Source organism: Thiolapillus sp., assembly GCF_048562965.1.
Classification (GTDB): domain Bacteria; phylum Pseudomonadota; class Gammaproteobacteria; order Chromatiales; family Chromatiaceae; genus Thiolapillus; species Thiolapillus brandeum_A.
This window is the reverse complement of record NZ_JBHNMF010000562.1, coordinates 1-2,020: the sequence shown is the minus strand read 5'-3', so window position 1 is coordinate 2,020 and position 2,020 is coordinate 1. Positions and strand designations below refer to the sequence as shown.

Here is a 2,020-nt window from a genome sequence, read left to right as displayed (position 1 = left end):
CCTCGTATCCAGGGCGACAACCCCATACTTTGAAATGGAAGGCAGCCAACAAAAATGCCGCGAAGGAAATCGACGAAACCGAAGCCTCTATTGAACAGGCTGTTAAGTCCGGGGGTGACAAGTCAACCACCTACCACTAAACCCTCCGGGTTGTAGTGGGGGCTTGTGAAAGCCCGGTTGACCAGGCTCGGCCACCGCCTTCGGGCGACGGGGCCACATTACCGGCGAATATATAGGCACCCTGGGATGCCCGCGCCAGTCCCAGGCGCTGCGGAACAGCGTTAAACCGTCCGTCATGGGTATCGGACCGTGCGTTGGTCGCCAAACCGCCGGATAACATTGCCGAGGCGCACATCACCTCCTTCGGGAGAGAAAACCGGCGAGTAATCGCCATTTGTTTTAGGAGTGGAAAATGCAACGGGTCTTCGTACTCGACAATCAGAAACAGCCGCTCATGCCCTGCCATCCGGCACGGGCGCGGCAGCTGCTGGACAGGGGAAAGGCGGCGGTGTTCCGCCGCGTGCCCTTCACCCTCATCCTCAAGGAGCGCACGGGGGGTGACGTGCAGCCGGTGGAGGCCCGGGTGGATCCCGGCTCCAGGACCACGGGCCTTGCCCTGGTGGCCCGGTACCCGCGGGGCGACCAGGTGGTCTGGGCGGCCAACCTGTCCCATAGGGGCCAGACGATCAAGAAAAACCTGGACAGCCGCCGGGCCATCCGCCGGGGGCGCCGTGGCCGCAAGACCCGCTACCGCGCCCCGCGCTTTCTCAACCGCACCCGGCCGGCGGGTTGGCTGCCTCCTTCCCTGCAATCGCGGATGGACAATGCGCAGGCCTGGGCGCGGCGCCTGCAACGCCTGTGCCCGCTGACCTCGGTGGCCGTGGAAACCGTCCGGTTCGATACCCAGCTCATCGAGAATCCCAACCTGCAGGGCACGGACTATCAGCGTGGCACCCTGGCCGACTGGGAGTTGCGGGAATATCTGCTGTATCGGCATGGCCATACCTGCGCCTACTGCGGAGGGTTGGCCAATGACCCCGTGCTGGAGCGCGAACACGTCGTGCCCCGGTCGCGGGGCGGCTCGAACCGGGTGGCCAACCAGGTCATTGCCTGCCGTACCTGCAATGAGGCCAAGGGCAATGCCTTGCCCGAACAGTGGTTGGCGCAGCTCCGGGCGTCTCACCGTAAGATTGATACCACCCGTGCCCGGAATATGGAAAAGGTCTTCGCAGGCCTGCGGCCCTCGCTGCGGGATGCCGCCGCCGTCAATGCCACACGGTATGCCACCGGCCGGGCGCTCCAGACCCTGGGGCTGCCCACCACCTTCTGGTCGGGCGGGCGCACCAAGAAAAACCGTTCGGATCAGGGCTATGCCAAGGACCATTGGATCGACGCGGCCTGTGTCGGGGAGGCCGGCAGCGCCGTGCGCATCCCCCGGGCATTGCGCCCGCTGATCATCCGGGCCACCGGGCACGGCTCCCGGCAGTTCTGCCGGATGGACAAGTTCGGCTTTCCGCGCACAAAACCGAAGCCCCGCCAGGCCACGGTGCGGGGGTTTCGTACCGGCGACCTGGTTCATGCCCGCGTGACCACTGGCAAGAAACAGGGCACCTATCAGGGCCGGGTGGCCGTGCGTTCATCCGGGTCTTTCAATATCACCACGGCCAACGGCGTGGTACAGGGCATCGCCCACAGGTTCTGCCGCAAGACCCAGTCGGCAGATGGTTATCACTACAACTTTGGAGGCTGCGATTCCTCCCCCACCTCCGCTGGTGCGGCAGGTCGGGGTATCCTCGCGGGGATTTGATGAAAACCGTAATATTGACTGGCACATGCCTAGCATTACTGTCTGGAACAGTATTGGCTGATGATGGCATTCTCGACCTACCATTTGCCACTACATCAAATGTGACGGGACATAAAAAATCTGTTCCCAAGCCTCCGCCTGGTGTTACTCCGGCGCCGCATGCTTCACTACCACAAGCGCACTCAACCGCTGAAAAGCGGGCAGCCGTGGCTA

General features: G+C 63.4%; 1 protein-coding gene. It reads left to right on the top strand.

Annotated elements, in window-relative coordinates; translation table 11 throughout:
* Window positions 1-412 precede the first annotated feature (412 nt).
* Window positions 413-1,807, top strand: a complete 1,395-nt coding sequence (iscB, locus tag ACOCD2_RS17705; RefSeq protein WP_419625843.1) for an RNA-guided endonuclease IscB — start codon at window positions 413-415, stop codon at window positions 1,805-1,807.
* Window positions 1,808-2,020 lie beyond the last annotated feature (213 nt).